This window comes from Natrinema gari JCM 14663 (assembly GCF_000337175.1).
Taxonomy (GTDB): domain Archaea; phylum Halobacteriota; class Halobacteria; order Halobacteriales; family Natrialbaceae; genus Natrinema; species Natrinema gari.
This window is the reverse complement of record NZ_AOIJ01000058.1, coordinates 77205-104093: the sequence shown is the minus strand read 5'-3', so window position 1 is coordinate 104093 and position 26889 is coordinate 77205. Positions and strand designations below refer to the sequence as shown.

General features: G+C 65.2%; 24 protein-coding genes and 4 pseudogenes. 14 read left to right on the top strand and 14 right to left on the bottom strand.

The features are described from left to right. Window positions 1-20: 20 nt before the first annotated feature. Window positions 21-1448 (top strand): HPP family protein, encoded by a 1428-nt coding sequence (locus tag C486_RS13520; protein WP_008457048.1) that lies wholly within the window; start codon window positions 21-23, stop codon window positions 1446-1448. A 3-nt stretch (window positions 1449-1451) separates the two neighbouring features. Here C486_RS13520 and C486_RS13515 read toward each other — a convergent pair whose 3' ends face one another. Together C486_RS13515 and C486_RS13510 are read right to left on the bottom strand one after the other, a co-directional pair. Then, on the bottom strand, window positions 1452-2636 hold the full coding sequence (locus C486_RS13515; protein ID WP_049910564.1) for an NAD-binding protein: 1185 nt from the start codon (window positions 2634-2636) through the stop codon (window positions 1452-1454). An 84-nt stretch (window positions 2637-2720) separates the two neighbouring features. Continuing rightward, window positions 2721-3140 (bottom strand): universal stress protein, encoded by a 420-nt coding sequence (locus C486_RS13510; protein WP_008457046.1) that lies wholly within the window; start codon window positions 3138-3140, stop codon window positions 2721-2723. Between the two features lie 257 nt (window positions 3141-3397). Here C486_RS13510 and C486_RS13505 point away from each other — a divergent pair, with 257 nt between their 5' ends. The 3 genes from C486_RS13505 to C486_RS13495 are packed head-to-tail and all read left to right on the top strand — an operon-like array spanning window position 3398 to window position 6285. Beyond that, the gene (locus C486_RS13505; protein ID WP_008457045.1) at window positions 3398-4672 is read left to right on the top strand and encodes a hypothetical protein; all 1275 of its coding nucleotides are present in this window, start codon (window positions 3398-3400) and stop codon (window positions 4670-4672) included. 49 nt (window positions 4673-4721) lie between these two features. Next, the gene (locus tag C486_RS13500; RefSeq protein WP_008457043.1) at window positions 4722-5972 is read left to right on the top strand and encodes a TrkA C-terminal domain-containing protein; all 1251 of its coding nucleotides are present in this window, start codon (window positions 4722-4724) and stop codon (window positions 5970-5972) included. Between the two features lie 31 nt (window positions 5973-6003). After that, the gene (locus tag C486_RS13495; RefSeq protein ID WP_008457041.1) at window positions 6004-6285 is read left to right on the top strand and encodes a ubiquitin-like small modifier protein 1; all 282 of its coding nucleotides are present in this window, start codon (window positions 6004-6006) and stop codon (window positions 6283-6285) included. 51 nt (window positions 6286-6336) lie between these two features. Here the strand turns inward: C486_RS13495 and C486_RS13490 are convergent, their stop codons facing one another. From C486_RS13490 to C486_RS13480, 3 genes are all read right to left on the bottom strand, one after another. Then, window positions 6337-7284 carry a GNAT family N-acetyltransferase gene (locus tag C486_RS13490; protein WP_008457040.1) on the bottom strand — a complete coding sequence of 316 codons (948 nt, stop codon included), beginning with the start codon at window positions 7282-7284 and terminating at the stop codon, window positions 6337-6339. A gap of 94 nt (window positions 7285-7378) precedes the next feature. Further along, the gene (gene gatD / locus C486_RS13485; protein ID WP_008457038.1) at window positions 7379-8638 is read right to left on the bottom strand and encodes a Glu-tRNA(Gln) amidotransferase subunit GatD; all 1260 of its coding nucleotides are present in this window, start codon (window positions 8636-8638) and stop codon (window positions 7379-7381) included. Between the two features lie 86 nt (window positions 8639-8724). Further along, the gene (locus C486_RS13480; protein WP_008457036.1) at window positions 8725-10017 is read right to left on the bottom strand and encodes a glycosyltransferase; all 1293 of its coding nucleotides are present in this window, start codon (window positions 10015-10017) and stop codon (window positions 8725-8727) included. Window positions 10018-10227: 210 nt separating this feature from the next. Between C486_RS13480 and mfnA the strand changes: the two genes are divergently transcribed. Further along, a complete protein-coding gene (gene mfnA, locus C486_RS13475) occupies window positions 10228-11313 on the top strand; it encodes a tyrosine decarboxylase MfnA (protein ID WP_008457034.1) in 1086 nt (361 codons plus the stop codon). A gap of 62 nt (window positions 11314-11375) precedes the next feature. Here mfnA and C486_RS21055 read toward each other — a convergent pair. The 4 genes and pseudogenes from C486_RS21055 to C486_RS13455 form a co-directional block, all read right to left on the bottom strand. Continuing rightward, window positions 11376-11555 (bottom strand): annotated as a pseudogene (locus C486_RS21055) (eCIS core domain-containing protein); the annotation flags it as partial. Between the two features lie 31 nt (window positions 11556-11586). After that, a pseudogene (locus C486_RS13470) lies at window positions 11587-12473 on the bottom strand (hypothetical protein). Continuing rightward, a complete protein-coding gene (locus tag C486_RS13465; RefSeq protein WP_241432508.1) occupies window positions 12470-12964 on the bottom strand; it encodes a hypothetical protein in 495 nt (164 codons plus the stop codon). The pseudogene C486_RS13470 and the gene C486_RS13465 overlap by 4 nt, the downstream one beginning before the upstream one ends. 1107 nt (window positions 12965-14071) lie before the next feature. Then, window positions 14072-15091, bottom strand: coding sequence for an eCIS core domain-containing protein (locus C486_RS13455; RefSeq protein ID WP_008457028.1), 1020 nt, complete (start codon window positions 15089-15091; stop codon window positions 14072-14074). A 312-nt stretch (window positions 15092-15403) separates the two neighbouring features. On the opposite strand from C486_RS13455, the pseudogene C486_RS22345 reads away from it, so the two are divergent. From C486_RS22345 to C486_RS13445, 3 genes and pseudogenes are all read left to right on the top strand, one after another. After that, a pseudogene (locus C486_RS22345) lies at window positions 15404-15526 on the top strand (IS1595 family transposase); the annotation flags it as partial. A 124-nt stretch (window positions 15527-15650) separates the two neighbouring features. Beyond that, entirely contained in the window at window positions 15651-17756 is a 2106-nt protein-coding gene (gene metG, locus C486_RS13450) for a methionine--tRNA ligase (protein WP_008457027.1), read from the top strand. Between the two features lie 119 nt (window positions 17757-17875). Then, window positions 17876-18640 (top strand): potassium channel family protein, encoded by a 765-nt coding sequence (locus C486_RS13445; RefSeq protein ID WP_008457025.1) that lies wholly within the window; start codon window positions 17876-17878, stop codon window positions 18638-18640. Window positions 18641-18712: 72 nt separating this feature from the next. On the opposite strand, the gene C486_RS13440 is transcribed toward C486_RS13445, so the two are convergent. Next, complete coding sequence (locus C486_RS13440; RefSeq protein ID WP_008457023.1) at window positions 18713-19000, bottom strand: GYD domain-containing protein; 288 nt, start codon at window positions 18998-19000, stop codon at window positions 18713-18715. 132 nt (window positions 19001-19132) lie between these two features. Here C486_RS13440 and pyk point away from each other — a divergent pair, with 132 nt between their 5' ends. The 5 genes from pyk (at window position 19133) to C486_RS20270 (ending at window position 23627) form a co-directional block, all read left to right on the top strand. Next, a complete protein-coding gene (gene pyk / locus C486_RS13435; protein WP_008457021.1) occupies window positions 19133-20890 on the top strand; it encodes a pyruvate kinase in 1758 nt (585 codons plus the stop codon). A 68-nt stretch (window positions 20891-20958) separates the two neighbouring features. Further along, window positions 20959-21321, top strand: coding sequence for a DUF7312 domain-containing protein (locus C486_RS13430; protein ID WP_008457019.1), 363 nt, complete (start codon window positions 20959-20961; stop codon window positions 21319-21321). Between the two features lie 200 nt (window positions 21322-21521). Further along, complete coding sequence (locus C486_RS13425; RefSeq protein WP_008457017.1) at window positions 21522-22775, top strand: tRNA (N(6)-L-threonylcarbamoyladenosine(37)-C(2))-methylthiotransferase; 1254 nt, start codon at window positions 21522-21524, stop codon at window positions 22773-22775. Window positions 22776-22868: 93 nt separating this feature from the next. Beyond that, on the top strand, window positions 22869-23234 hold the full coding sequence (locus C486_RS13420; RefSeq protein WP_008457015.1) for a winged helix-turn-helix domain-containing protein: 366 nt from the start codon (window positions 22869-22871) through the stop codon (window positions 23232-23234). A gap of 156 nt (window positions 23235-23390) precedes the next feature. Then, the gene (locus C486_RS20270) at window positions 23391-23627 is read left to right on the top strand and encodes a glutaredoxin family protein (protein WP_083866033.1); all 237 of its coding nucleotides are present in this window, start codon (window positions 23391-23393) and stop codon (window positions 23625-23627) included. Window positions 23628-23654: 27 nt separating this feature from the next. Here the strand turns inward: C486_RS20270 and C486_RS22340 are convergent. Together C486_RS22340 and C486_RS13410 are read right to left on the bottom strand one after the other, a co-directional pair. Next, a pseudogene (locus C486_RS22340) lies at window positions 23655-24071 on the bottom strand (cupin domain-containing protein); the annotation flags it as partial. Window positions 24072-24212: 141 nt separating this feature from the next. Then, window positions 24213-24752 (bottom strand): HIT family protein, encoded by a 540-nt coding sequence (locus C486_RS13410; protein ID WP_008457012.1) that lies wholly within the window; start codon window positions 24750-24752, stop codon window positions 24213-24215. A gap of 254 nt (window positions 24753-25006) precedes the next feature. Between C486_RS13410 and C486_RS13405 the strand changes: the two genes are divergently transcribed. Further along, on the top strand, window positions 25007-25207 hold the full coding sequence (locus C486_RS13405) for a DUF7835 family putative zinc beta-ribbon protein (protein WP_008457010.1): 201 nt from the start codon (window positions 25007-25009) through the stop codon (window positions 25205-25207). A gap of 337 nt (window positions 25208-25544) precedes the next feature. Here C486_RS13405 and map read toward each other — a convergent pair whose 3' ends face one another. Beyond that, window positions 25545-26444: a type II methionyl aminopeptidase gene (gene map / locus C486_RS13400; protein WP_008457008.1), complete on the bottom strand. Its 900-nt coding sequence runs from the start codon at window positions 26442-26444 to the stop codon at window positions 25545-25547. Between the two features lie 74 nt (window positions 26445-26518). Further along, entirely contained in the window at window positions 26519-26644 is a 126-nt protein-coding gene (locus tag C486_RS22590) for a hypothetical protein (protein WP_275039791.1), read from the bottom strand. Window positions 26645-26889 lie beyond the last annotated feature (245 nt).

Here is a 26889-nt window from a genome sequence, read left to right as displayed (position 1 = left end):
GCCGCGAGCAACGACTCCCTATGCTCGAGCAGGTGCGGGTTCGACTCCGCGCGCTCGCGAGGCGACTCCGTCGACTGGAGCGACGCGAACTCGACGCGTTCGTCCGGTGGCTCGAGCACACGGGAAACCTCCTGCAGCTCTCGGTGCTCGTCTTCGTCCCGCTGTTGATCGCCGCGGTGACGTGGCTGGCGAATATGACTGCGGCAGTCTCGTTTCTGCTGTTCCCGCCGTTGGCCTCCGGGACATACACGCTCTTTGCCGATCCGGAAGGGAAACACGCCACACCGTGGGCGTTCGTCGGCGGGATGATCGTCGGGGCGTGTTGTGGGTGGCTCGCACTCGCAATCGCGGCCGCGATCGGGCTGGGCAGCGGCGGAGCGACCGCCTCCGGGGCCGCCCTCAGCGTCTTCTTCACTGGGGTGTGTACCTGGGCGCTCGATCTCGAGGTGCCGACCGCGTTTTCGACCGCACTGCTGGTCCTCGTCAGCGGGAACGCACAGGTAGCCTACGTCCTGGGTATCGTCGTCTCGAGTGCGTTCGTCGCGAGCGCGTTCGTCCTCTGGCGGAACCGCTTTTACGAGCAACGCGCGCGCTACCTCTACCAGACGACCAGCGGGGACGATCACGTTCTCGTTCCGCTGGGCGACGGCGAGGAGACGGTCGCCCGCTTTGCCGCGTCGATCGCCGGAGCCCACGACGCTGGAAAGGTCGTACTCTTCGATGTGATCGACGAGACGGCCATCGAGCAACAGTCCGAGGCCGCCGCCGAGAGCGATCGGTCGGCCGAGACGGACCGTACCGAACGTGCCACCACCAAGGCCGCACGCCGCCTCGAGTCGCTCGCCGCGGATCTCGAGATGGCGTACGACGTTCCCTGCGAGGTGGTCGTCGCCGGTGACGGCGGCCGCTCGGCCGGACTCGTGCTCCAGACCGCGCGGAAGCAAAACTGCGATCTCATCGTCACGCCGTACGCCGAACGCGAGAGCGGCGGTCTGTCGTCGTTCATCACGGGCCTGTTCGACAGCGAGATCGACGTGATCGCGTTCCGGTCGACCGGCGTCCCACGACGCCGCTGGCGGGACGGCCTCGTGGCGGTCCGGGGTGCCGGCGACACCGCTCGTGCGATGCTCGACTTCGCGATTCGGGTGACTGAGCCCGGCCGGCCGGTCAGCGTCTGTACCTGTATCGACAGCGAATCGCGGCGGCGGACGGCCGAAAGCACGCTCGCCGACCTCGTCGACGCGTTCTCGGGGCGCTTCGAGACCCACGTCGTCACCGCAGCGGTGGAGACCTACCTCAGCCGGGCCGCCCCCCGGTACGACGTCTGCTTCGTCGGCTCGAGTACCGACCGCTCGACCGCCTCGCGGTTCGTCTCCCCGCCGACGTTTCGAAAACTCAGCGATCTCGAGACCGACGTGGCGATCGTCCACCGCGGCCGTCGTCGGTGACGCTTACTCGCGCTCGAGGATGCGATCGATCAGATCGCTTTCGTCGCTGCCGAGCGCCGATCGCACGAGCAGGTGGCCGCCGAGCATCGAGGGGCTGATTACCGTGTCAGCGCCGGCTCGCTCGAGCTTCTTGACGTTCTCGCGGTCGGTCGCGCCGGCGACGATCCGCCTGTCCGGCGCGAGCTGGCGGGCAGTGAGGATGGCGAGCGCGTCCTCGGCGTCGTGGTTCGTGGCGACGAGGATCGCGCTTGCCCGGTCGATCTTCGCGCGATGGAGCGGGTCCTCGTCGCTGGGATCGCCGGTGACGACCGCGATATCCCGTTCACCGAGTCGCGTCGCGGCCTCGCGGTCGTTGGTCACGACGACGAACCGCCGACCGCTGTCGGCGAGTTCGTCGACAATCGGTTCCGTCAGTTCGCCGTAGCCGAGCACGAGGAGATGCTCCTCGAGGAGTTGGAGTTGTGATTCGCTCATCTTTCCGAGTGTTTTCGAGATGCGGTCCTGAATCAGCGGACCGACGAGTGCACCGATGGCGATACCGAAACTGGCGACGCCCAGTACGAGCACGGTCATCGTGAACAACAACCCCTGAACCGATTCGGGGTTGGGTGTCACGTCGCCGTAGCCGACCGTACTCGAGGTGATCAGCGTGAAGTAGAACGCGTCGAGGATGGTGTTGATGCCGTCGAAGTGCTCGCGGAGGGCGTAGCCGCCGATGGTCCCGTACAGTTGCACGCCGACGAGCGCCGCTCCGGCGGCGATCTGGGTCGTGGTCAGCGAGAGCGGTTTTTCGAACCGATTGCGAGTGAGCAGGAGGATCGGGATCGCGACCAGCGAGAGGACGACCAACGGGACCGAGTACTGGCTCGTCTGGAGCAGACCCTGCGCTGCGGTCAGCGGCAAGAGCAGGAACGTCGCCCACCACCCCGCTTTGAGCCCGCGTCGGAGTGCAAGCGAACTGCCGACCATCAGGAACCCGGTGAGTGCGCCGGTGAACCCGGCGGCGTTCTGGACGGCATCGGGGACGTACCTCGCGAGCGGCCCATACACGGTCTCGGTCCCGATGTTGATGACCGCAGTGGCGACCGAAAGCAAGGCGACGAGCAACACGAGCACGACGGTGATCCGCGTCGTGACCACTCGCCGCCAGTTCTCGGGGAGGCGCGCTCGAGGCAACCGGGAGACCATACACACCGCTGTGAGACGGCGTTAGTTAAACGTCTCCGTCTGGGCGTCGCTTGGAACGACCATCACGTTCACGACCGAACCCGGTCAGCGGACGACAGTCACCGGAACGGGCGAGCGCTCGAACACCGTTTCGGCGACGTTGCCGACGAACAACCGATCGGCCACGTCACCGCCGTGGCTGCCGATCACGACCGCGTCGTACTCGTCGGCCCGCGTGACGATCGCTCGTGCGGGACGGCCGACATCGACGAGGGTATCGATCTCGGCGTCGTGGTCGGCGGCGATGTCGCGAGCACGATCGAAAATCGGCTCGGCGCGGTCCGTCGCGGCCGTCTCGAGGTCGTCCGCGACGGCGAGACCGACCGCGTCCCCCATCATCATCGACGGTTCGCCGACGACGGCCATGACGGTCACCGATGCGTCGGGATGGTTCTCGAGGGCATAGGCGAGTGCGCGCTCGGAGAGCGGCGAGTCGTCCATCGGGACGAGAACGCGAGAGAGCATAGGTCCGCTACCATCGGCGGAGTGATAAACCCCACTCCGAGCGCGTCGAAAGAGGATGCTGGGACGACCCACTTCGGGTATTCGATCGCACCGCATCGGCGGTCGACTCCGCGGCCGAATTCATCGGCCCCTGGAACGAGCGTGTGATAGAGCAGGGCGATGCCGATGAGCGCCGCTGGCACGGTGATCGCCGTCGGGACCGCCGTCACGACGCCCGCGTCGGTGCTGCTTTAACGAGGGCGACCCACGGTCCCACAATGCAATCGCTTCCGGTCGACCTGCTGATCGAAGTCCTGCTCGGGCTCTATCTCGGGCTCCTGACCGGGATCATCCCCGCGTTCGTCGCCGGGTCACTGGGCTTTCTCGTGCGGTATTTCACTGGCGTCACGCTGCCCGGGTTCGGTGTCGTTGTCCTCGCGCTGTCGATCGCCAGCGTCCAGGGTGGGCTGCTCGGGCTCGTCGAACCGACGATCGCACAATCACCGCGGCTGTTCATTGCCGTCCTGATCGTCCTCATGCTCGCGCTCTACGCCCACAACCAGGGCGACAAACTCGGGGCCGAACTCCCGCGCCGGCTCTCGTTTACCCGGCTGCGACAGCGGACCCTCTCGGCCGACGTCGTCGAACTCGTCGGCTCGGTCGGCCAGGTCACGGTCCGTCCGACCGGCGAGATCCGCGACATGGAAGGCTACCCGCCGCTCTCGCCCGCCCTCCGCGGAACACTGAAGACCGGATCGTGGCGACTGCCGGCCGACCTTCCCCTCTCGGAACTCGAGGCGCGACTCGAGGAGCGGCTCCGAACGGACCACGACCTCGCGGATATCGACGTTGCGATCGACGAACGGGCGCGGGCGACGATCACCGCGGCACCGCCGTCCGGCAGCCTCTCGCGACGCGTGCCGGCGGGCCAACGCGCCGTCTCGATCGCGACCCTCGTCCCGACGGGCATCGCTCACGGCGACGAGGTGATCGTCCGCGCCGACGGGCGCTCGATTACCGGGACGGTCCTGAGCGCCCGGACCGATATCGACGGCGACCGCGCGGCGGCCGCCGCCCCCGAGACGCCGGACGAGGTGGCGACCGACGGCGGAAACGCCATCGAACCCGCAAGCACCGACGCGAAACCGAACGCAGCGACCGCCGGCGGCCCGGGCCGCGTGACCCTCGCCGTCGCTCGACGGGACGTGAAACCCGTTCTCGAGAGCGAGTTGCCACGCCTCGTCGTACAGTCTCGGGGCACGAGCCGCGAGTTCGAGGCGCTCGCGCTGGTCAAACGCGAGGGGTACGCTATCCGCCGATTCACCGTCGGTGCGACCGAGGCGGACGATGAGACCGCCAGCCTCGAGACGGCGGCCTCGTCGGCGGACGTGACGATCCTCGCCGTGCGACGGCAGGGCAGCGAGACGAGCGGTCGCCGCCACGGCTGGGTGTTCGGCCCCGGTATCGAACGCCGGCTCGAGGCCGGCGACGAGGCGTTCGTCGCGGGGCCGGACGACGCAACCGAGGCGTTCGTGGAGGCGATCGCGCGATGAGCCGGCACCACCGTGCGGTCAGCCGCGACACCGACGGCGGTGAGCGGTCGTGCTAGCCCTCGTCGTCGCTCAGTTGGTCCCGACCGAGACGCTTCTGGAAGCGCTCGGACGGATCCTCGCGTTCGCCCTGCTTGCGGCTGGAGCCGGAGCGGGCGTGGCGTTTCTCTACCGGTGGTACAGCGCCGACGAGATCCCGGAGGGCATCGCGGTCCTCGTCGGTGTCGCCCTCGTCGCGATCTGGTTGAACACCCAGAGCGCGCTATCGCAGGCCATCATCGGGAACACCGGCCTGACAGAGCCGACCACCGCCGTCTACACCGTCGCCGCGTTCGTCGCCAGCGCGATCGCGGCCGACGTGGGGCGACGGCTCGGCGACTACCTCGCGTTGGACGTGTTCGTGGTCGCGACCCCGCGGACGATCACCGAAGTCACACAACTCGTTCGCTCGGCCGGCCGCGTCGTCACGGTCGAGCTGCCGGCTGAGATCGCCGATATAGACGGTTACGATCCCGTCGACGAGTCGGTGAAAACCGACCTCGCGGGCCAAACGCTGCTCTTCCCCCGCCGGCTCACCGTCGCGGAGTTGCGCGACCGGCTGATCGCCCGCCTCGAGCGCGACTTCGGGATCGGTCACGTCGATGTCGATCTCACCGCCGACGGAACGGTGGACTACCTGGCGGTCGGGAGCCGGCCGGCGGGGATCGGGCCGACGCTCGCACCGGGGACCGTCGCCGTCGCGCTGGCTGGCGACCCCGCGGCCGACGCCAGTCCGGGGGACGCGGTTCGGATCTGGACGCGCGACGACGAGGATGGGACTGCCAGGCGGATCGCCGGCGGCGAACTGCGTGCGACCGTCGACGACACTGCGACGCTCGCCCTCGACGCCGACGACGCCCGCGACCTCGACCCCGAGCGGGGGTATCGGCTCGTGACGCTGCCGGGCAGTCCGGACGCCGAGCGGGACCTCGTTTCACTACTCCGGGCGGCCGACGAGACGGTCACGACCGTCTCCCTCGAGTCCGACGATCCACTCGTGGACGTCCCGATCGAGTCGCTGCCGGTGTTGGTGCTCGCGCTCGAGCGCGAGACCGCCGCGGGCGACGGCGACGAGCAGTTGCCGCTGCCGGCCGGCGACCTGCGACTGGCCGCCGGCGATGTGGCCTACGTGCTCGGCCGGCCGGAGGCACTTCGCCGGGTGACGGAACGGACGCTGGTCGAGACGACGGAGCAACGCACGGACCTCGACCGCGATTCCGACTCACCGTCCGAGCGGGACCGTAACCCGGCACGGGAGCGGTAGCTACTTGCCGTCGGCACCGATAGCGCCACGTATGCCCACGGAGTGGAAACTGTTCGCCGACCTCGCCGAACGTGCGGGCGACAAACACGTGACCGTCGACGCCGCGGCCGGCGACACCGTCGGGGATGCTCTCGAGGCGCTGCTCGAAGCGGCACCCGAACTCAAGGGCCGCGTGCTCGAGGACGGCGAGTTGCGATCGCAGATCAACGTGCTTCGCAACGGGACGAACGTCCTGGTCGAAGAGGAAGGAATGGAGACGGTACTCGAAGCGGACGACGAGCTCGCGCTGTTTCCACCCGTCAGCGGCGGCTGATCAGGTTGACGCTCGAGACAGGAGTGGCCATCCCGGCTCGAGTCGTCGTCCCTAGGACGCCAAGTCGATCGACAACACGATATCCGGCTCGTCTGCGAGTTCGGCCCCCGTCGCGGCGGCATCGGTGACGAACCGCGCCGTTTCGGGGAGTAATACGCGCGTCCCGTCGGCATCGATGTCGGCCGCATCTCGCGCGATCGCGGCGAAGAGCGCTCGCGCTGCCTCGAGGTCATCCCAGGCGCTGAAGGCGTATTCGGCTCGCGTCTTCGTTCGCCCGTCACTCACCACGTCGTCGGCCGTCCGTTCGACGGTCCGAATCCGAGCGGCCGTGCCCGCCAGTCCGTCACTGCTCTCGACCGCGAAGACGGCCGTCTCGTCGGCCACACGCTCGAAGTCGGGCCGCGTGAGTTCCCGCATCGCCCAGGTTTCCTCGGGTGCCAGCCCCAGCCCACACAGATGCGAGCGGGCATCACTGTGGGTCCAGTAGCGCCATGCAGCCGCGGGATCGGTGGAGACGGCGTACCCGTGGGGCAGTTCCGCGTTGCGATCGGGGTCCGGACTCGCAAAGCGGAACTCGGTGCTCGGTTCGAAGCCGCCCGTCCGCGCCGCGCCCAGCGAGGCCGCGTTCCACGAGAAGATCATGACGCGGCCAACGGTCGCTCCCTGCTCGCGGGCCCACTCGAAGGACGCCTCGTTCAGCCGGCGGCTCACGCCTTGCCGGCGATACTCGCCGGCGACGCGCATTCCCTGGAACCAGGCCTCGTCGGGCGAGAGCATGACCGCCTGGACGATCCCCGCGGCCTCGCCGTCGACTTCCGCGAGGAAGGTTTTCTTCCCCTGACCGGGGTCGTCCTCGAGCCAGTCGTGGTAGATCCGCGGGATGTAGTCGCCGCCCCGGTCGGGCCAGATGTCACTCGTGAACTCGGCGACGGCCTCGTAGTCCTCGGGAGTCGCGCGGCGAATCTCGATCGGAGACGCGAAATTTGCATTGGTTGTCATTATTCGGTTGACAATGCTATATGATGTAGACAGACGGGAAAGAATTTCGCAGCCTGCGAAACAATCCCAGGGTCGGGACCCGGACGGACGCGACCTATTCCCAGGGGACCGACCGCTCCTGAATTTCGCCGGCCAGAGCGGTCCCCATCGCCTCCGCGACGTTCTCGCTGTTTGCAAGCGCCCACATCAACTTCACTTTCGCCGTCCCGGGCAGCGTATCACCGGCTTCGACGACGCCGGCCTCGAGCAGGTCCCGCCCCGTATCGTAGACGCGGTCACAGACACGGCCCTCGAGACATTGACTCGTCATGACGACCGTCGTCCCGTCCTCGATCAGTTCCTCGATGCGCGACACGAGATCCGTGTGGACGTGTCCGAGCCCGGTCCCCTCGATGACCAGCCCTTCGCTTCCGTCGACGACATCGAGGAACGCGGGGTCCATCCCGGGCGTGAACTTGAGGAGTTCCACGTCGCTCTCGAGGTCGGGACTAAGCTCGAGGGCGGTGTCGCCGCGCCGTCGGTAGTCGCGCCGGAACCTGACCGTCTCGGTCTCGTACTCGACCTCGCCCAGCGGCTCCGCGCCGACGGTCTCGAAGGCGTCCCGTCGAGACGTGTGGTTCTTTCGCACGCGCGTCCCCCGGTGGAGGGCACAGACGTCGTCGGATTCGGTGGCGTGCATACAGACCAGCACCTCCGCACAGTCGCTCTTGGCGGCCTCGACGGCCGAGACGGCGTTCATGACGTTGTCCGAAGACGGCCGGTCGGCAGAGCGTTGGGACCCGGTGAAGACGATCGGGACCGGCGTCTCGAGCATGAACGACAGCACCGACGCGGAATACTGCATCGTATCGGTACCGTGCATGACGACGACGCCGTCGGCACCGGCCTCGATCTCCTCGTGGACCGCGTCGGCGAGCTCCTGCCAGATCGGCGGTTCCATGTTCTCCGAGAGGATGTTCGCGACGACGCGACCGCGGTAGTTCGCCCGGCCCGCCAGATCCGGGACGGCCCGCAGCACGTCCTCAGCGTCGAACTGCGCCGTCACCGCGCCGGTCCGGTAGTCGACCGTCGACGCGATCGTCCCGCCGGTCGAGATCAGCGAAATCGTCGGCAGGTCCTCGTCGAATTCGATTTCGGAACTCGCGTCGGCCTCGCCGCCGCCAGCGGCGTCCGTGCCGTCGATCCGATAGACGTCCTCCGCGAGGACCTCCACGTCGGCCCCGTCCCGGTCGACGCCGACGTTGTACCCGCCCTCGAGTTTCACAACGAGCTGGTCGTCCGTGCTCGAGGGGAGCAACACGCCTTCGTACGTGCGGTCCGCGCGATCCACGCGGACGCGGTCGCCTGGGTTCATGCGTGGCCGTAGCGCAGCGGCGGACTTGAAGGCACGCTTTCCATCGGACGGCGGTCGGTCAGTTCGCGACCCCGTCGGTCCCGCGGCTACGACCCCGTTTTGTCGACGTGGTACCAGGTTCCGTCCCAGCTGAGCCCGTACTCGAGCAGCGATTTGAGCGTCAGGACGCCGAAGGCGGGGTAGAGCAGCGGTGCAAGGAGCACGCTCCAGTGGAGGCCGTCGATCCGGCCATCGCTGGCGTCGCGCCACGCGACGCCGACGATGGTCGCGACGAGGATCGTTGCCAGGGCAAGAAACGCCGATTCGACGCCCAAGACGAGCAACAAGAGCAGTTTCGAGGTGAGCGCGAGCGTAAACAGGCATCCGAACATGCTCGAGCACATGCGGCCGATCGAGACGAGTCCGCGGCGATCGAGGTCCCCGCTCAGTAGCTCGAGGGCGGTTGCATGGAGCACCTCGATCTGCCCGACGCGCCAGCGTTTCCGCTGTCCCCAGAGGTCGCGCAGGGTGTGTGGTGCCTCCATCGTGTTCGTACACTGGCGGGCCTGTCTGACGGTCAGCCCCTCGCGGTAGCAGTTATGAGCGAAGTCGAGGTCCTCGGTGAGCATGTCGTCGTAGCCGCCCACCCGGTCGAACGCCTCGCGGGTTAGCACCGTTGAGGAACTCCGGCAGTTCGCGAAGCCGGAGAGTTCGACCAGCTTGTAGCTCGCGTGGAAGACGACCCGCTCGCAGTAGGCGATCGTCTCGATGACGCCGTTCGGCCGCGGAATCCGACGGCCCTGGAAGACGTCTACGTCCCCGCGCAACGCACCCATCGCCCGCGGCAGGAACGCGGGAGTGACCGACTCGTCGGCGTCGAAGACCGCGATATACTCGGCATCGGTCTCACGAACGGCGTAGTTGATCGCGCCCGCTTTCGACCCCGGAGACCCGTTGACCAGACACTCGACGCGGTCGTAGGCGCTTGCGAGTTCGCGGGCCCGATCGAGGGTCGGCGCGTCGTTGGGTTCGGCGACAATGACGATCTCGAGGGGGTCGTACGCGCTCTCACGTAAGCTCTCGACGCTCGTCTCCAGCACGTCGTGATCGCGGTACACCGGGACGACGGCGGTCAGCCGCGGCCCGTCGGTCACCGGCTCGATGGCGTCGCGCGACGACCATACTTCGCGGACCAGCAACAGGCCGGTGACCGCCACGAAGCACGTGAACACGGCCATCGACGACAGCGCATCGAGAAAGACGACCTGTACGGAAACGACGAGCAGATCGAGCGAGTACTGCTGGATTTCCCGTCCCTGCGCGAATCCGAACACTAACAAGGTGAGCACACCGACGGCGGTGGCCCCGTGTTCGACGGCTCGAGGGACTATCGAAATCATTGCTGGGGGTTTCAAGTCGACGTTTTATTAACATTGTCATGAAACGATTCCTGTCTCGCCTCGCCGATCGAACCGGCTGCGGTCGACACGGGTTCGTTCGACGCGATTGCACCGGTCCGGGACACCGGCTGGACGACGCGAGACGACGCCCGGCCGCGAAAAACATCGCCAAACACAACAAATAAACCCACGACCGATTACATACGTGATATGCAAATCGAGCCGCAAGCGTTCGACCGGGTCCTCTCCTCGATGTGTACGGACCCCCACCCGGCGGCGCGCGACGCGGCCGAACGGTTTCTCGCGACGAACCCCGGCGACCCCGGCACCTATCCGACCGTCGCGGCGCTCGAGGACGATGCGATCGCCCTGTTAGGCGAAATCGCGGGGCTGGACGACCCGACGGGCTATATTACGAGCGGCGGCACCGAGGCCAACATTCAGGCCGTCCGGATCGCCCGCGAACGGGCCGACGGCCGGACGCCGAACGTCGTCATGCCGGAGTCCGGCCACTTCAGTTTCCGGAAGGCCGCCGACCTGCTCGGCGTCGAGTTGCGGATCGTCCCGACCGACGACCGGCAGCGGGCCGATCTCGAGGCCGTCCGCGCGTCGGTCGACGAGGACACCGCGTTGGTGATCGGCGTCGCGGGAACCACCGAGTACGGCCGGGTCGACCCGATTCCGGAACTCGGAGAGATCGCGCGGTCGGTCGGTGCGATGTGTCACGTCGACGCCGCGTGGGGTGGCTTCGTCCTCCCGTTTACCGACTACGACTGGCACTTCGACCACGCCGCAGTCGATACGATGGCGATCGATCCACACAAGATGGGGCAGGCCGCGGTCCCCGCCGGCGGACTGCTCGTCCGCGATGCGGCCTTGCTCGACGAACTCGCCGTCGATACCCCCTACCTCGAGTCGACGTCCCAGGCGACGCTGACCGGCACCCGATCGGGCGCGGGCGTCGCCAGCGCCGTCGCCGCGATGGAGGAGTTGTGGCCGGAGGGGTACCGCCGGCAGTACGTCCGCTCGCAGAACAACGCCGAGTGGCTCGCCGACGCGCTCGAGAAACGCGGCTACGAGGTCGCCGATCCAACCCTGCCGCTGGTGGCGGCCGACGTGCCGCGATCGACCTTCGACGCCTTGCGGGCGGAGGGCTGGCGGATCTCCCGGACCGCGACCGACGAATTGCGGATCGTCTGCATGCCCCACGTCACCCGCGAGATGCTGGCCTCCTTCGTCGGGGATTTGGACCGGCTCGAGGTGCGCGCGAGCGTCCCTGTCGCGAGCGACGATTAAAGCGAAAGGAGACCGTCTGACCCGGGCTTCGGTGGACGGCCGGCTCCGCATCAAGGCGGGCCGAGTTCGCGAGCGAGCACGTGCTGGCCGTCCGGACTGGAGGGATCGTACTCACCGTGGTTCAACGCGACGTGATTCCCCACCGTAAACGCACGGTCGGTGATGGTCTCACACGGCTTGGTCATCTGTGGCCCAGTATGAATCTGGACAGCACTGGAGGAGTCGCCCGTTTCCGATTCTACCTCCGCGATGCAGACCGAGAGCCCATCGCGCTCACCTACTGAACAGTGTCCCTTTGATTTGGTCGAACAGCGACTGATCGTGTTCTGAGCTGACGATGCTCCCGAGTTCGTCCCAGGTGATCGGCAGATCGGGTCGGAACTCGTGACTGTACCCGGGTATCTCTGCACTGAAGTCGTAATACGGCGGATACAGATCAAAGCTATCGTATTTGCCAGTGAAGCGGTATTGGCCGTGCCCGAGCACTTTGTACGCTTCGGGTGGCTCTGTGCCCATCATGAGATAGCAATCGCGAATCTGACACCGGAGGTTGTACGCGAGATAATCCCGAAACGGTGCGGGATCGACCAGCGGCGCGGGAAAAACCTCCACCCTGGCATCCGGCTCTCGATCCGGCGCGTCACCGNGTAGTACATAATCCCGATACCCGATGTCGCCTCGATCCGGTCGTCCTCGTCGAGGTAGATCTCTTGTTTGTACATCACGGCATCGTCACCGCCGATCATCTCCGCTGGAAGCGACTGCGGGCGTGTGGTATTGCCGATGTCGACGTCCGGGTCGTCCGCGTAGTGGCTCAGGCTCTGCTCGAGTAACTCACCGAAGTGTGTCTCGATGTCCTCGATCGAAAGGTCCTGCAACGCCTGTCGGACCGTCTCGAATCGCTCCGCATCGATGTCCCACGGTAGCGTGTCATGCTCCGTCTCTTGATCCACGTAGTACTGGGCGTATTTGCGAGCGTGACTGACGTGTTCTCCTTCGCTGTGAGTACGCTCGTCTGGATGGTCTGGATAAGCGTCCTGTTCGTGATACTTGATCTCGCCACCTTCTTTTTCCAGTGTTAGGTCATGGGTTTCCCCATTGTTGTCGACTACATCCAATCCCACGTATTCTCTATCCTCCGCGGAAATTGACGCCTTCATTGCTTTTCAGCCTCCAGCGGATCGTCACCCTCGCTGGTCAGGTCCTCGGAATCGAACTCTTGGTCGGTTTTGAGTCCGAGTACGTTCCGTATCACGTTCTGAATTTTGCCTGCCGTTTGCTCGCCGAATTTGGTCGTGAGGAACGCCCCCAGCGGCACACCGACAAGGCCGCCGACGGCAGTACCGACGGGGCCGGCAAGGGAGCCAGCCATCGATCCCACTGTCCACCCTTTTGTTGCACCTTTGACTGAACTGCTCGCCGAGTCCTGAATGCGACTGGCAACGTCGATATCGTGGTGCTCGAGGTATTCAGCTAGTCCTTTCGGCGTTTCGACAGACTCCACCATGTCCAGCAATTGGTCTCTGGTCAGTCGGTATGGTTTGGTCGTCAGTTCCTCGCACGCCTTGATCGCCTGCGAGCCAGTATGAATCTGGACAGCACTGGGGGAGTCACCTATTTCTGACTCTACCTCTGCAGCCCGGGAATTCATCGCGATCACCTGCTGAACAGTGACCCTTTGATTTGGTCGAACAGCGACTGGTCACGTTCTGAGCTGACGATGCTCCCGAGTTCGTCCCAGGTGATCGGCAGGTCTGGTCGGAACTCGTGACTGTACCCGGGTATCTCTGCACCGAAATTGTAGTACGGCGGATACAGGTCAAAGCTATCGTATTTGCCGGTGAAACGGTACTGGCCGTGCCCGAGCACTTTGTATGCTTCGGGTGGTTCTATGCCCATCATGAGATAGCAATCGCGAATCTGACACCGGAGGTTGTACACGAGATAATCCCGAAACGGTGCGGGATCGACCAGCGGCGCGGGAAAAACCTCCACCCTGGCATCCGGCTCTCGATCCGGCGCGTCACCGNCGAGATAATCCCGAAACGGTGCGGGATCGACCAGCGGCGCGGGAAAAACCTCCACCCTGGCATCCGGCTCTCGATCCGGCGCGTCACCGTGCCAGACTGTCGTTCGGTCACCCCTGGCAACGTAGTACATAATCCCGATACCCGATGTCGCCTCGATCCGGTCGTCCTCGTCGAGGTAGATCTCTTGTTTGTACATCACGGCATCGTCACNACGTAGTACATAATCCCGATACCCGATGTCGCCTCGATCCGGTCGTCCTCGTCGAGGTAGATCTCTTGTTTGTACATCACGGCATCGTCACTGCCGATCATCTCCGCAGGCAGCGACTGTGGACGTATGGTATGTCCGATGTCGACGTCCGGGTCGTCCGCGTAATGGCTCAAGCTCTGGTCAAGTAACTCGCCGAAGTAAGTCTCGATGTCCTCGATCGAAAGGTCCTGCAGCGCCTGCCGTACCGTCTCGAATCGCTCCGCGTCGATATCCCACGGTAGCGTGTCGTGCTCCGTCTCTTGATCTACGTAGTATTGTGCGTATTTGCGAGCGTGACCAACATGTTCTCCCTCGCTATGGGTTCGCTTGGCTGCTTTATCTGGATAACCATCTTGCTTGTGACCTGTTATCTTACCATCATACTTTCGAACATCGAGGACATGTTCAACATCATTGTTATCAATGATGCTCAGGCCTAATAGTTTGTCTGTTTCCCCTGTGATTTGTGCATCCATATTTATGTTCTCCTACTTTGGCCAGCAACGGTCTCCGAACCAGTATTGGTTTCAAGGTCGAACTCTTGGTCGGTTTTGAGTCCGAGTACGTTCCGTATCACGTTCTGGACTTTGCCGGCCGTTTGCTCACCGAATTTGGTCGTGAGGAACGCTCCCAGCGGCACACCAAGGATACCACCGGCGACGGCACCGACGGGGCCGGCAAGGGAGCCAGCCATTGATCCCACTGTCCACCCTTTTGTCGCACCTTTGACTGAACTGCTCGCCGAGTCCTGAATGCGACTGGCAACGTCGATATCGTGGTGCTCGAGGTATTCAGCTAGTCCTTTCGGCGTTTCGACAGACTCCACCATGTCCAGCAATTGGTCTCTGGTCAGTCGGTATGTTTTGGTCGTCAAGTCGTCGACTTTTTCCTCGCCCGCCGCTGTGGCATCTTCGACGTGACTCCGGAGTTGCTCGATCGGCCCTTCGCTCGTCCCCGAGCCAGTGAACACACCTAACCCCAGCCGCTGTACGTGCACCTCCGTCTCTTTCATTCGCTGAATGCCCAACTCACCACCCTCCATCACGCGCTGTGCGGTTTCCTCGGCGTCGCGCTCTAACTGTGGCTCAGGATCGATCTCTAACTCCAGATTCTCTTGGGGGAGCATCGACACCGCCCCACCAGTCTGCTGGCGGACGTGCGCGAGTTCGTGAGCGAGCACGTGCTGGCCGTCCGGACTGGCGGGATCGTACTCACCGTGATTGAACGCGATGTGATTCCCCACGGTAAACGCACGGGCGTTGATTGCCTCACACGCCTTGGCCGCCTGTGGCCCGGTGTGAACCCGCACGTCCCCGAGCGGGTCCCCCATCCGTTCTTCCATCGCGCGCTGAATCGACGTATCCAGCGACTGGCCCGGCGAAGAAATGACATCCCGGACGCTTTCAGGCGTGTCCGTGTCACCGGCTGGCCCATCCCGATGAGCGGCGACGGTGCTCCGGCGAACCGAGAGGGCATTTTCCCGTTCCTGCGCGTCCATGCCAGTGTCCCGTGACGCTTCCGAGGACCGATTTGCGGTCACGATGTCGTCGGCAGAGTGTGACTTGGACTCTCGCACACTCGACGAGTTAATTGAGGTCGTCGTGTTAGACGAAGTTTCCGTTCGAGAGCGTCTCGATGACCGAAACCCCATTGTTGATAGCTGATCTTCTGACTTCGTCGCAATAGTTGTTTCGTTGGGCATATGAAAATAATGTCCGCTCTTGGCTCGAGGAGGAGTGGGCAGTGCGCAGCAGTAGCTGGACATCACAGCGGGCAACGGTGACGCGAACGCGCTCCCCCGACGAACGATGTGTCGATCAAGACGGTCGTCTCGGAGCGTCAGTCCGCGACTCTGCTCGGACAGAGTCGCTGGCGTGACGGCGTCTCTTTCCCACGCTGCCGTGTCGAATCCGTGAGTCGGGACGGCAGCTTCTCAGATCAGGCCCGCATTCGCGTCTTCGGATCGTTCGACAACCAGCACTCGAGACGCGATCCGAGGAGCACATGCAGCGATCGAAACCGGCGGGTTTTACGCCCGCGAGCGCAACGTGACCATCATGAGCCACGAGGACTTTCCGACGGAGAACCCCGCCGTCGTGACCTGCGGGTTGCCCTACGCCAACGGCGACCTGCACATTGGTCACCTGCGGGGGTACATCGGTGCCGATGCGTTCAACCGGACGCTCCAAACGCTGGGGCAGGACTCGATCTACGTCTGCGGGTCGGACATGCACGGTACCCCGGTCGCCGTGAATGCCGAACAGCAGGGCGTCGATCCCGAAGACTTCGCGCTGGAGTGGCACGACCAGTACGAGGAGACGTTCCCGAAGTTCAACGTCGACTTCGACAACTATGGGCACACCCACGACGAGACCAACACCGAACTGACCCAGGAGATCGTCCGGACACTGGACGACGAAGGGTACATCTACGAAAAGGAGATTCAGGTCGCCTACGATCCCGATGCCGACCAGTATCTGCCCGACCGCTACGTCGAGGGAACCTGTCCCTACTGCGGCGAGAAGGCCCGCGGCGACGAGTGCGACGAGGGCTGTCAGCGCCACCTGGAGCCCGGCGAGGTCGAGGACCCGACGAGTACGATCACGGGCAATCCCGCCGAGTACCGCGAGCGCACCCACAAGTTCTTCGAGGTCTCGGCGTTTGCCGATTTCCTCACCGACTTTTTGGACGGGCTCGAGGGCACCTCGAACGCGCGCAACCAGCCCCGCCAGTGGATCGAGGACGGCCTGCAGGACTGGTGTATCACGCGGGACATGGACTGGGGGATCGACTATCCCCACGGGGATGACGACAGCGCGGGCGACGATCTCGTCCTCTACGTCTGGGTCGACGCGCCGATCGAGTACATCGCGAGTTCGAAGCAGTACGCCGAGCGCGACGGAACCGACGCGTTCGACTGGGAACAGGTCTGGAAGGGCGACGGCGAGATCGTCCATATCATCGGCCGCGATATCATCCAACACCACACGATCTTCTGGCCGGCGATGCTCGAGGGGGCGGGCTACAACAAACCCCGCGGGGTCGCCGCGACCGGCTTCATCACGATCAACGGGAAGGGGCTCTCGACCAGCCGCAACCGCGCGATCTGGGCGAAGGAGTACCTGGACGAAGGATTCCACCCGGACCTGCTGCGCTACTACCTGACGACGACCGGCGGACTCCAGCAGGACGTCGACTTCTCCTGGGACGCCTTCCAGGAGACGGTTAACGGCGAACTCGTCGGGACGGTGGGGAACTTCTGGTACCGTTCGCTGCTCTTTGCCTACCGCAACTACGAGGGGACGCCGGAGACGACCGTCTCGGAGGAGGTCCGTGAGCGCATCGAGGCGGCCATCGACGAGGTACGCGAGGGCGTCAACGATTACTCCATGCGCGGAGTGGGGCAGGCCGCGACACGGCTCGCCCAGTTCGGCAACGAGTATATCCAGCGCAACGAGCCCTGGAAGCTCACCGACGACGACCCCGACCGAGCCGCACAGGTCATCCGCGACTGCGTCCAGATCGCCAAGGCCGTCGCCGTCCTGCTCGAGCCGATCACCCCCGACAAGGCCCAGGCACTGTGGGCACAGATCGGCGAGGACGGCGAGATCGCGGACGCCCATCTCGAGGACGCGCTCGAGGCCCCGCCGCGGAGCTTCGACGAACCGGGCGAACTCTTCGAGAAGATCGAGGACGACCGCGTCGCGGAACTCACGGCGAAACTCGAGGAACGCGTCGCAACCGCCGCGGCCGACGACGAGGGGACGGAAACCGAAAGCGACGACACCACCGGGGACGAAGCCGCGGCCATGACAGCCACCGAAGATCTCGAGCCCCTGCTCGAGGACCGGATCGGATTCGGGGACTTCCAAGACCTAGACATCCGCGTTGGGCGGATCGAAGCGGCCGAGGGTATCGAGGGTGCCGACGACCTTGCGCGCCTCGAGGTGGATATCGGCTTCGAAACCCGTCAGGTCGTGGCGGGGATCAAGCAACTCCACGACCTCGACGAGTTGCCGGGGACGCGATGTGTGCTGCTTGCGAACATGGAACCTGCGGAGCTGTTCGGCGTGGAGTCGAACGGGATGATCCTCGCAGCGGGCGACGATGCGGATCTGCTGACGACCCACGGCGACGCCGCACTCGGCGAAAAGATCCAGTAGCCGCGGCCTGATCGCCGATATCTCGCCGACGTCGTTCGGAGGCCGGTTACCAGTCGAGCGGCGTGACTACCGGCTGTGCTAACGCACAGATATATGCGAGTTGCTACCGAGAAACGAGTGTGCAGCGAGGGATCGTTTCCCAGTTCGCAAGGCTCCCGATCCTGCGACACGCACTGGTTCCGATCGGCTGTTTCGCCACGGTCGTCGTCGCCGGCGTCGTCGGGCTCTCGGTCCTCGGCGGTGTCGGCCTCCTCGAGGCGGCGTTCTGGCTGCTCGATCTGACGAGTATCGAGTTGCACTTTCAGGACCACGCCGGCCCCGAGCGGGCGACGAAGGTCTACGCCATCGTGGTGACGGTCGGACTCGTCCTCTCGGGGCTGTGGATCGGCGAGACGGTCGTCACCGAGACGTTCGGCGGACGGATTCCAACGGAGGTCTCACGAGCAACGATGCAACGACGAATCGATACCAGCGAGGACCACGTTATCGTCTGTGGCTACGGCATGTTCGGGCGGACGATCGCCAATCGACTCGCCGAGGCGGGTCGTACGGTCGTCGTCATCGAGATCGACGAGGACAACGCGAAACGCGCCCGCGAGGACGGGCATCTGTTCGTCGAGGGCGACGCCAGACAGAGCCAGACGCTGCGGGCCGCAGGTGTCGATCGTGCGACGAAACTCGTCGCGGCGATCGACGACTCGAACGTCAACATCCAGATCACGGTCGTCAGCGGAGCGGCGACCGACACACCCGAAACCCTCGTCCGTGTCGGCGATGAGATGTACGAATCGGTCGCGAAGGAGGCCGGCGCTGACGAAGTCATCATCCCCGAAGTCGTTAGCGGCGAGCGCGTGACCCGGCTGCTCGAGCAGTCGCCGGACTAGACGGTCGGTCGGGACTATTCGCCGGCCTCGCCGCGACTGTTACCCGTGGCGTACTGGTCGGGAGTCGATGGCTCAGATCTCGTCGACGACGGTCGAGAAGTCGGCCGTATCGACGATCCGCATCGTCTGTCCCTCGAGACCGTGGCGGTGGAGCGTCAGCGCCGACTTGAAGGCCGCCTCGGTGTCGTCTGTTTCGAACAGGATGATGAAGTCGTGTTCGCCGAGGGCGGCGTACGAGTCCCGGAGGTCCGCGCCCTGTTCTTCGAACTCCGTCCGGACATCGCCCCAGATGGTCGCGAGGTCCTGTGCGTTCTGGATGTCCCGATCGGCGAGGTCGACGAGCGTCGCGTAAGTGGGCATGGCGGGTCGAACGAGCGAGCCGCGGAAAACGGTTGACGTGGCAGCTGACGGGATCGGCGGCGGGGCTCGAGACAGGTACTCGGACACGAGTAAGTGACCATCTTTTAGGCACTGCTGGGGCTAGCTCCCGGTATGAGAAACGCGAAAATCGTCTGTACGCTGGGGCCGGCGTCGAGTGATCGGGAGACGATCCGAGAGCTCGCCGCGGCCGGCATGTCAGTCGCGCGGCTGAACGCGAGCCACGGCAGCCGCGAGGACCGGGCCGACCTGATCGATCGCGTGCGAGCGGTCGACGAGGAGCGGACGGAGCCCGTCGCGATCATGCTCGACACGAAAGGGCCGGAGATCCGAACCGCGCCGCTGCCGGAGGGAGAGACGGTGGCGCTGGACACCGGGTCCGAGATCCGGTTCGTCGAGGGCGAGGTGGCGACGCCGGAGACGGTCGGACTCTCGGTCTCGATCGACGCGGTCGAACCCGGGGACCGCATCCTGCTCGACGACGGACTGATCGAAACGACCGTTCTCGAGCACGACGGCGACGGGGTTCGAGCGCGGGTCGACACCGGCGGCGAACTGAGCGGGCGCAAGGGCGTCAACGTCCCCGGCGTCGAACTCGACCTCGACGTCGTCACCGAGAAAGACCGCGCGGACCTCGAGTTGGCGGCCGAGAAGGGAGTCGACTTCGTCGCGGCGAGTTTCGTCCGGGACGCCGAGGACGTCTACGAGGTCGGCGAAGTATTGGAGGAGGAGGGCGCGGACATCCCGATCATCGCGAAGATCGAGCGCGCCGGCGCGGTCGAGAACTTGGACGAGATCATCGACGCGGCCTACGGCGTGATGGTCGCGCGCGGGGACCTCGGCGTCGAGTGTCCGATGGAAGACGTGCCGATGATCCAAAAGCGCATCATCCGGAAGTGTCGCGAGGCCGGACGGCCGGTCATCACGGCGACGGAGATGCTCGATTCGATGGTCCACGCCCGGCGGCCGACGCGCGCGGAGGCGTCCGACGTGGCTAACGCGGTCCTCGACGGCACCGACGGGGTCATGCTGTCGGCCGAGACCGCGGTCGGCGACCACCCCATCGAGGTCGTCGACGCGATGGATAGCATCGTCCGCGAGGTCGAAGGCTCGAACGAGTACGCCGAGTTGCTCGAGCAGCGGGTGCCGGCGTCGGGCGACGCGCGGACGGACGCCCTGGCGCGCTCCGCGCGGTTCCTGGCGCGGGACATCGACGCGGATGCGGTCGTCGCCGCGACGGAGTCCGGATACACGGCGCTGAAAACGGCGAAGTACCGCCCGGGCGTGCCGGTCGTCGCCTCGACGCCCAGCCAGACGGTACGCCGCCAGCTCGCCTTGACCTGGGGTGTGACGCCGCTGTACGCGCCCGTCTCGGATCAGGGTGCCGACGCCGTCGTCGAGAAGGCCGTGCAGGCGGCCCTGGACGCCGGCGTCGCCCAGAGCGGCGATACCGTCGTCGTCCTCTGTGGCATGATGACCGATCTCGAGGGGGCGAACACGACGAACATGCTGAAGGTCCACGTCGCCGCGGACACCCTGACGACTGGCCAGGTCGTCGTCGAGGGGCGGTCGACCGGCCCCGTCGTCCGCGTGACGGACGGCGACCTCTCGGGCGTTCCCGACGGCGCGATCCTCGCGCTCCCCGCCGATTTCGACGCGGAGTTCACCGGTGACACGAGCCGGCTCGGCGGCATCATCAACGCCGAACGAGGGATGACCGGCTACCCGGCGCTCGTGGCGCGCGAACTCGAGTTGCCGATGATCAGCGACGCGGAAATCGCGGACCTCGAGGACGGCGAGATCGTCACCATCGACGCCGAGCGCGGCATCGTCTACGGCGGCGAGATCGGGGACCGAACCGAGCGGCTCTGAGCCGTCCGCGGGATGGCGGGCCGCGATGGGACCACGGGTTTTTGACGCCGGGCCGAGTACGGCCGCGTATGCCAGACGAGTCCCCCGGGAACGGCGACGCGACAAACGACCGACGGAACGGTCACTCGGGGCCGGAGCCGAGCGCTGGACCGGGAGACGGGTCTACCGGCGGCGACTCGAGCGACGAGTGGGGTGTGCCCGACCGCCCGCCGGTCGACGACGAGTCGGACGGCGGCCGCGACCGCATCCCGATCGACCTCTCCGGCCCGGGGACGGCGGACGGCGGGGCCGACGCGGCCGAGCACGCACCCGAAGCCGGGTCGACGCCGATCGAGCCCGGTGATCCGGACCTCGAGAACGCGCTGTTCGTGGTGCTGGGGGCGATCGCTACGGTGCTCGTCCTCGCGCGACTGCTCGGAGTCCCCATGTGACAACACCCATCGGTATCACGAACGCTGTGACGGGGCGACCGCCGCCGACCGGTCGCCGGGTCCTCGCCGTCGGCGCGGAGGCGCTCGAGGCAGTGGCCGACGACGGCGACGCGGACGAGCGGGCTGTCACGCCGGCTGCTCGCCGACGGCCCCGATCCGTCGCGTTTTTGCGTTCCCAGCCCCGAGAACGGTTCAAGCGAATGGCCCGGTATCACATCGAAACCTACGGCTGTACGTCGAATCGCGGGGAGAGCCGCGAGATCGAGCGCCGGCTCCGCGATGCGGGCCACTACCGGGTCGACGGGGCCGAGGAGGCCGACGTCGCCATCCTCAACACCTGCACGGTCGTCGAGAAGACCGAGCGCAACATGCTTCGGCGGGCCGAGGAGTTGGCCGACGAGACGGCCGATCTCTTCATCACGGGCTGTATGGCGCTCGCCCAAGGTGAGGCGTTCGACCGAGCCGACGTCGACGGCCAAGTGCTCCACTGGGACGAGGTTCCCGAAGCCGTCACCAACGGCGAGTGTCCGACGACGACGCCAGACGCCGAACCCATCCTCGACGGCGTCGTCGGCATTCTCCCGATCGCGCGGGGCTGTATGTCAGACTGTTCGTACTGTATCACCAAGCAGGCCACTGGCAAGATCGACTCTCCCTCGATCGAGGAAAACGTCGAGAAGGCCCGCGCGCTGATCCACGCCGGCGCGAAGGAGATCCGCATCACCGGACAGGACACCGGCGTCTACGGCTGGGACGAGGGCAACCGCAAACTCCACCGGCTGCTCGAGGAGATCTGTGAGATCGATGGCGACTTCCGGGTCCGCGTCGGGATGGCAAACCCGAAGGGGGTCCACGGCATCCGCGAGGAGTTGGCCGCCGTCTTCGCCGAGTACGACGAACTCTACGACTTCCTGCACGCGCCCGTCCAGTCGGGCAGCGACGACGTGCTCGGCGACATGCGCCGCCAGCATCAGGTCGCGGAGTACGTCGAGGTCGTCGAGACCTTCGACGACTACCTGGACTACTGGACGCTGTCGACGGACTTCATCGTCGGCTTCCCGACCGAGACCGAGCGAGACCACGAGCAGTCGATGGCACTGCTCCGCGAGACTCGTCCGGAGAAGATCAACGTCACTCGTTTCTCGAAGCGACCGGGAACCGACGCCGCCGAGCTGAAAGGGCTGGGCGGCACGGTGAAAAAGGAGCGCTCGAAGGAGATGAGCGCGGTCAAACGCGACCTCGTCGCAGATGCCTACGCGGACATGGTCGGCGAGGTCCGGGAGGACGTTCTCGTCGTCGAGGAGGGGACCGCAGACTCCGTCAAGTGTCGCGACTCCGCGTACCGACAGCTCATCGTCCAGAACGCGAGCGACTACGGCATCGCGCCCGGCGACTTCGTCGACCTCGAGGTGACGGCCCACGAGACGATGTACGCGTTCGGAAAGCCGATATAGCGACGCGGTCTCGTGACTCGACCGGTCGCGGCGGCTCCCAGTTCTCGGGAACAGGGGTCGATAGCAAAGTAGGGTGAGGTCGAATTATGACGTATGGGCGACACAGTCGATCAACCGAGTCGGTGCCCGCGGATCGACCGGGACGGCGAACTCGGGTGTGACCCCCACCGAATCATGGACCTGCTCAGCGACGACGACGCGCGAGCGGTGTTTCTATACGCCGAAGAGCCGGCGACGGTGAGCGACATCTCCGAGGCCCTCGATCTCCCCCAGTCGACGGCGTACAGGAAAGTCGAGGAGTTGCACGAGGCTGGACTGCTCTCACAACTCAACGAGCGGTCACGGACGGGAACCCCCGGACATTACGTCCGGGCCATGGATCACGTCTCGGTGACCTACGACGAGCCGCTCCGGATCGAGTGTACGTGCAACGGGCGACTGCTGTACTGTGAGCCCTGACCGCGGGGCTCCCCGGGCTCGAGGCCTCCCGTTACAGGTCCGCGACGGCGGCCTCGATGGCCGCGACGGGAAGCGTCGAGAGCCAGTCGTCCGCGAGGAAGGCGTACTGGATTATCGGAACGTATTCTTTTGACGACCCGACCCGTACCGCGAGGTATGGTAACGCTCTACCGTCTCGAGGGCTGTCCGTACTGTGAACACGTCGTGGATCGACTCGAGGAACTCGACGTCGACTACGAAAGCGTCTGGGTCGAGGGACTGCACTCGAAACGAAACGAGGTCAAACGAGTATCCGGTCAGCGACAGGTGCCGATCATCGTCGACGACGATCGGGGCGTGACGATGGCCGAATCCACGCGGATACTCGACTATCTCGACTCGAACTACGCCTGACGGCGCGCCGGCTCGCGGTGGCCGGTCGTCGCCGTCATCCTCGAGTTCGTGCGGATCGAGCCCGAGATCGTCGACCGCGGGCGCGCCGACGGCGAGCACGACCCTCCCCGTCGCCGACGTTGCGGTGGCCGTGGCCGACTGCCGGCTTGGCGATCCAGAACGTCCCGAGCCGGCGGCGATGGACGCTTCCTCCCCAGAGCGGCCGAGTTTCAGCGAGAACTCGCCCTCGAGGACGTAGTACGACTGCTCCTGTGTGGCATGCGCGTGGTAGTGGATCTCCTCGCCGGGCTCGAAGTCCCAACGGTTGAGAGTGACCGCGTCGGTATCGAAGAAGTCGTCGAGCGCGCGGAAACGGAGGGCCGGCGACACCCTGTCGACATCGGAGAGGTCAGTGATCGGGACGGCCTCGGTGTGAACTATCCCGTATCCATGCCAATCCAACACATGGTGAGTATCAACACAAGTATCCCGTCGACCGGCCCGCAGTGTGGCTGTGGCGATACGGGACCGATCCATCCGTCCAGCGGCGCTCGAGCGAGTCCCCCACTGTCGGGGCCAGGGATCGCCCTCGCGCGGGCGGTGCCGTTACTCGACGACGACGGCACCGCCCTCACTGGGGACCGTCGTCCCCTCCTGTGCGGCGAACGCATCGTGGACGTGTTCGTAGGTCGCCTCGAGCGCCTCGACGATCACCGTCGTGTCGCTGAGCACGGGCATGAAATTGGTGTCGCCCTCCCACCGCGGCACGACGTGTGTGTGGAGGTGGTCGTCGATCGAGCCACCGGCCCCATGACCGAGGTTCAAGCCGGCGTTGAAACCGTCCGGGTCGAGGGCAGCCTCGAGTGCGTCGAACGTCCGCTGTTTCAAGCAGGCATGATCGAGCAGGACATCCTCCGCGAGAGCCGCGTATTCGCCGGTATGGCTGTGCGGGATCACCATCAGGTGTCCCGGGTTGTACGGATAGTTGTTCAGCATGACGAACGCGTGTTCGCTTCGGGCGACGAGCAAGTTCTCCCGATCGTCGCCCAGATCGGGGAGTTCACAGAAGACACACTCCTCGATATCGGGGTTTGGTTCGTCGCGTCTGACCCACTCGATTCGCCACGGTGCGAACACCTGTTCCATGTTCGATACCACTCGAGGTGCCCCTAAAGCGTTTCAGTCCGCCGACTCGGTCCGGAACGAACCAGTAATTCGTCGGTAAATCCATGCAATAGTGACTCATAATTTCCCTATAAAGCCACGAAAACCGGATCTAAACGGTATCGAACGCTCTCAGACGATCTCGAAATGAAGTCGCCGCCCTCATGCGGTTTTGATGGCTCACGGCTCAAAATGAAGCGTGGGTTTAAGATAGGGCTACCGCAAGTAATCCGGTAATGGCAACGACTGATGACTCCGTCAACGGGATGACCGAACACTGCGAGGAGTGTGGCTTAGAAACGCTCCACGAGGTGTCCGTCCAGATCAGAACTGAAAGCCTCAAGCAAGAAAACGCACAGTTCTCACGCGAGCCGTACCGCGTGAGCGAGTGCCAGCGGTGTGGGAACCGCTCGAGCCAGCGGATGAACAACGCGTAACGAGTGGTGGGCAGACGAGGACGCTATTCGGGCCTGTTCCAGGTCGGAGCCCGCCGGATCGGTCGCTCGTCGATTGCGGGCTCCCGTGGTGTGACTGAGTGTGGAAGCCCATGAATAGGAGTACCACATTCACGACCGCTCTCTACAGCGCTCCGAAACGGCAATAACCGACGGGATCGCGGGTGGGCGTCGCGTCATTTCTGACTCTCTCCTGGCCTCGTTACGGTCGAAGACGACGATAGCGGTGGCCACCGACGGACGATGCCGACACGGATGGCCTGTAACCTACCGACGGCCGCGGCGAGTGTGAGTCGCTGTCGTTACCTCAGGAAGTCGGTCACCGCTCGGTCGTCACTTCGCAGCCGTCATCGGTGATGATGAGCGTGTGCTCTTTCTGGCTGACGAGGGAGCCGTCGTCCTCCTTGAGCACCGGATAGCTGTGGACGATATCGTTGCGCTTGAGTCGGCGCAGCGCCATTTCGGGGCGGTCCGTCTCGAGCCATCGCGTCGCGAACGGCAGCGTCCGGAACTCGTCGGTGATCTGCTCGAGGGCCTGGCGGGCCTGCCGGTTTCGGATCGTGCCCTCGCGCTCGAGCGAGAAGATCTCCTCGCTCGCACCCTCAGTGACCTTGCCGCCGCCGTCGGTCGCGAACGGCTCGATCGCGACGACGTCGCCGACTTCCAGCGTGGTCCCCTGCGAGACGGCGCGGTTCGGGATGTTCGGCGAGGTGTGTTGTTCCCAGTGACCCAGCCCGTGGCCGGTGAGGTTGACGACGGGGTTGTAGCCGTAGCCGTCGATGACGTCCTCGATCTCGGCCCCGATCTCGCTGGTCTCGATACCGGGCTCGATGATGTCGAGCGCGGCCTCGAGGGCCTGCTCGGAGGCCTCCGCGAGCTCGGGGTTCCCCGAGAGGTCGACGGTGACGGCGGTGTCGGCCAGCCAGCCGTCGACGTGGACGCCGATATCGAGGTTGATCATCTCCTCGCCGAAGGTCGTCTCGTCGTCGATCGACGGCGTCGCGTGGGCTGCTTCCTCGTCGACGGAAATGTTGACGGGGAACGCGGGCTGCCCGCCGAGTTCCCGGATTCGGTCTTCCGCCCACTCGGCGACCTCGAGGTGGCTCGCACCGACCTCGACGCGCTCGGCGGTCTCTTCACGTACCTGCGCGAGGATCGCCCCCGCTTCGCGGTGCTTTTCGTACTGCTCGGACTCGAGGTCCACCTCGGATTCGGCCATATCTCGGGGTTGGATGGGTCGACAAAAAGAGGTTCCGTCTCTCCGACGAACGCTGGGGACGACTCGCAGCCGTCTCAGCGGATCGTCGGCTCCCCATCGACCCAGTTACACGCCGGGCAGGCGACGACCCCTTGCACGTTCGACAGCGTCACGTCACAACGCGGACACCGACTCGAGGCGTACTGCGGCGCTCGAAGCATGGTTCGGTCCACGGATACGTCAATAATAAATGTTCCTCACGACGATCGTCGAACAATCGGTCTCAGGCGACGGTGGCATCCCTCACGCGGCGACTGAACGGTTCCCTGATCCAACCGTTCGGGAAGGAAACGACCCGTAATGCCGCCGAAGTCCGTGAAACGGTCGCGACGGGTTATCCCCACCGCGTGCCTGGAGCCGAGTGGCGTGAGAGACGCCATCGAGCCACGTCGAACGTGGCCGGTAT

What these genes read in the sequence shown, in the direction of transcription:
- C486_RS13520 (WP_008457048.1), top strand. Translation starts at nt 21, where the DNA reads ATGCTCGAGCAGGTGCGGGTTCGACTCCGCGCGCTCGCGAGGCGACTC.
- C486_RS13515 (WP_049910564.1), bottom strand. Translation starts at nt 2,636, where the DNA reads ATGGTCTCCCGGTTGCCTCGAGCGCGCCTCCCCGAGAACTGGCGGCGA.
- C486_RS13510 (WP_008457046.1), bottom strand. Translation starts at nt 3,140, where the DNA reads ATGCTCTCTCGCGTTCTCGTCCCGATGGACGACTCGCCGCTCTCCGAG.
- C486_RS13505 (WP_008457045.1), top strand. Translation starts at nt 3,398, where the DNA reads ATGCAATCGCTTCCGGTCGACCTGCTGATCGAAGTCCTGCTCGGGCTC.
- C486_RS13495 (WP_008457041.1), top strand. Translation starts at nt 6,004, where the DNA reads ATGCCCACGGAGTGGAAACTGTTCGCCGACCTCGCCGAACGTGCGGGC.
- C486_RS13490 (WP_008457040.1), bottom strand. Translation starts at nt 7,284, where the DNA reads ATGACAACCAATGCAAATTTCGCGTCTCCGATCGAGATTCGCCGCGCG.
- gatD (WP_008457038.1), bottom strand. Translation starts at nt 8,638, where the DNA reads ATGAACCCAGGCGACCGCGTCCGCGTGGATCGCGCGGACCGCACGTAC.
- C486_RS13480 (WP_008457036.1), bottom strand. Translation starts at nt 10,017, where the DNA reads ATGATTTCGATAGTCCCTCGAGCCGTCGAACACGGGGCCACCGCCGTC.
- mfnA (WP_008457034.1), top strand. Translation starts at nt 10,228, where the DNA reads ATGCAAATCGAGCCGCAAGCGTTCGACCGGGTCCTCTCCTCGATGTGT.
- C486_RS13465 (WP_241432508.1), bottom strand. Translation starts at nt 12,964, where the DNA reads ATGAATTCCCGGGCTGCAGAGGTAGAGTCAGAAATAGGTGACTCCCCC.
- C486_RS13455 (WP_008457028.1), bottom strand. Translation starts at nt 15,091, where the DNA reads ATGGACGCGCAGGAACGGGAAAATGCCCTCTCGGTTCGCCGGAGCACC.
- metG (WP_008457027.1), top strand. Translation starts at nt 15,651, where the DNA reads ATGAGCCACGAGGACTTTCCGACGGAGAACCCCGCCGTCGTGACCTGC.
- C486_RS13440 (WP_008457023.1), bottom strand. Translation starts at nt 19,000, where the DNA reads ATGCCCACTTACGCGACGCTCGTCGACCTCGCCGATCGGGACATCCAG.
- pyk (WP_008457021.1), top strand. Translation starts at nt 19,133, where the DNA reads ATGAGAAACGCGAAAATCGTCTGTACGCTGGGGCCGGCGTCGAGTGAT.
- C486_RS13430 (WP_008457019.1), top strand. Translation starts at nt 20,959, where the DNA reads ATGCCAGACGAGTCCCCCGGGAACGGCGACGCGACAAACGACCGACGG.
- C486_RS13425 (WP_008457017.1), top strand. Translation starts at nt 21,522, where the DNA reads ATGGCCCGGTATCACATCGAAACCTACGGCTGTACGTCGAATCGCGGG.
- C486_RS13420 (WP_008457015.1), top strand. Translation starts at nt 22,869, where the DNA reads ATGGGCGACACAGTCGATCAACCGAGTCGGTGCCCGCGGATCGACCGG.
- C486_RS20270 (WP_083866033.1), top strand. Translation starts at nt 23,391, where the DNA reads ATGGTAACGCTCTACCGTCTCGAGGGCTGTCCGTACTGTGAACACGTC.
- C486_RS13410 (WP_008457012.1), bottom strand. Translation starts at nt 24,752, where the DNA reads ATGGAACAGGTGTTCGCACCGTGGCGAATCGAGTGGGTCAGACGCGAC.
- C486_RS13405 (WP_008457010.1), top strand. Translation starts at nt 25,007, where the DNA reads ATGGCAACGACTGATGACTCCGTCAACGGGATGACCGAACACTGCGAG.
- map (WP_008457008.1), bottom strand. Translation starts at nt 26,444, where the DNA reads ATGGCCGAATCCGAGGTGGACCTCGAGTCCGAGCAGTACGAAAAGCAC.
- C486_RS22590 (WP_275039791.1), bottom strand. Translation starts at nt 26,644, where the DNA reads ATGCTTCGAGCGCCGCAGTACGCCTCGAGTCGGTGTCCGCGTTGTGAC.